General features: G+C 76.7%; 2 protein-coding genes and 1 pseudogene. 1 reads left to right on the top strand and 2 read right to left on the bottom strand.

All coding sequences use genetic code 11. The annotated features are described in order from the left end of the window. Window positions 1-240, bottom strand: a pseudogene (locus DZG00_RS15085) (class I SAM-dependent methyltransferase); the annotation flags it as partial. Between the two features lie 47 nt (window positions 241-287). On the opposite strand from DZG00_RS15085, the gene DZG00_RS15080 reads away from it, so the two are divergent. After that, window positions 288-914, top strand: a complete 627-nt coding sequence (locus DZG00_RS15080) for an XRE family transcriptional regulator (protein ID WP_119383169.1) — start codon at window positions 288-290, stop codon at window positions 912-914. Here the strand turns inward: DZG00_RS15080 and DZG00_RS15075 are convergent. After that, on the bottom strand, window positions 911-1,894 hold a 984-nt coding region (locus DZG00_RS15075; RefSeq protein WP_119455799.1), incomplete at its 5' end, for a PASTA domain-containing protein. The genes DZG00_RS15080 and DZG00_RS15075 overlap by 4 nt on opposite strands.

The following is a 1,894-nucleotide window of genomic DNA, read 5'->3' as shown; positions in this document are numbered from 1 at the left end:
GTCGACGGCGACCACCTCGGCCCGGCCGAAGCGCCGCGCGAGCGCGACCGTGCCGGTGCCCGTCCCCGCGCCGAGGTCCACCACGACGCGGCCGGCCGTGTCGCGGGCGAGGCGGCGGATCCAGGTGGTCAGCTCGAGCAGGTGACCGTGCAGGATCCGCGCGTCCAGGTCGAGCATGACGGCGAGGGACGGGTCGGCGGCGCCGTGCGCGTGCGGGGCGTGCGGGTGGTGGTGGCTCATGGATCCAGGCTGGCGCACCCGTGCCGTGCGCGCATACGATCTTGCCCATGACGCAAGAGCCGGATCTCGACGCCCTCGTCCGCCAGCGCATCCGCGGCCTCCGCGAGGCCCGCGGCTGGTCGCTCGACGCGCTCGCGGCACGGTGCTTCCTCAGCCCGTCGACGCTCAGTCGCATCGAGACCGGTCACCGCCGCATCGCGCTCGACCAGCTCGTGCCCATCGCGCAGGCCCTGGAGACGTCGCTCGACGCGCTCATCGAGTCGGGCGACGACGCCGACGTCGTGATCCGCCCGCAGGAGGACGCGCAGGCGGGCCGCACGACGTGGATCCTGTCGCGCGGCAGCGGCGGGAACGGGGCGTTCGTCGCGAAGATGCGCATGACGCCGTCCCGGCCGCTCCCGGTGGACCAGCTCGGCGTGCACCCGGGCCGCGACTGGTTCACGGTGCTGTCGGGCACGGTGCGCCTGCAGCTGGGGGAGCGGACCATCCTCGTCGAGGAGGGCGACGCGGCCGAGTTCTCGACGATGGTGCCCCACGGGATGAGCGCGTACCGCGGGGTGGCGGAGATCCTGACGATCCTCGACCGCGACGGGCAGCGGGCGCATCTCCGGACCACGGGCCCGGGGCGCGGCGCGGCCGGCCCGCACGCGGATCCGGACGCGACGGAGGGCTAGCCCTCGGCCGGCGGCGTCTCCGGCAGCGGCTCGACCGGCACCTCGGGCTCCGGCGGAGCGGGCGGCGTCGTGGGCTCCGGGGCCGGCTCCTCCACGGGAGGCTCGGGGGAGGGCTCGGGCGACGGCGCGGGATCCACGGGCGTGGGCGTCGTCGGCTGGGGCTCCGGGTCCGGCGTCGGCACGGTGGGCGTGTCGGTCGCGGGCGGGTTCGTGGGCTGCGTCGGAGCGGGGTCGTTCCCGTTCCCGCCGTTCCCGCCGTTGCCGCCGTTGCCGCCGTTGCCGTTCCCGTTGCCGGGGTTCGCGGGCGTGCCCGGGTTCTGCGTCCCCGGCCGGGTGCCCGGGCGCGTCGGGATGTCGGGCGCCTTCGGGACGACCGGCAGGGCGATCCGCTCGGGTGCCGGCGCGGACAGCGTCAGGGTGACGGTCGCGCCGGGCTCGACGCGCGTGCCGGCGGCGGGATCCTGGCGGGCGACGATCCACACGTCCTGGCGGACGAGCGCGCTCCCCGCGGCGTCCGCGAAGGCGATGACGAAGCCGGACGCGGCGAGCGTGTCGCCCGCGTCTGCCCCGGTCATGCGCGTCACATCGACCATCTCGACCAGTCCGTCGGCCGAGATCGGGAGCGGGTTGGCGAGGTCCGTCGACTCCGGCACGGGGCGGGAGTCGGAGATCTCGATGGTGTCCGGGTCGGCGACGGTGTCCGCGGGCGTCTCGAGCGTGGAGGCGACCGCGCCGCCCGCGATGAGCACGAGGGCGAGGCCGGCCGCGACGCCGCCGGTGGCGCGGGTGCGGACGCCGGGGATCCAGGCGGAGCCCTGGCGGATCAACGGGATGAGACCCGCGACGAGGGCGACGACGCCGAGCGCGATGAGGAGGCCGGGGATCCCGGCGATGACGGCGGCGGCGACCACGAGCACCGCGGCGACCGCGAGCGCGGCCCACGGCCAGGTGCTGCGGCCGCGCAGGGCGGGGGCGGTCCA

Origin of the sequence: Clavibacter lycopersici, from assembly GCF_003576405.1 — a bacterium.
Lineage (GTDB): Bacteria > Actinomycetota > Actinomycetes > Actinomycetales > Microbacteriaceae > Clavibacter > Clavibacter lycopersici.
Note: the sequence above shows the minus strand (reverse complement) of the source record. Positions and strands in the feature narration are given on the sequence as shown.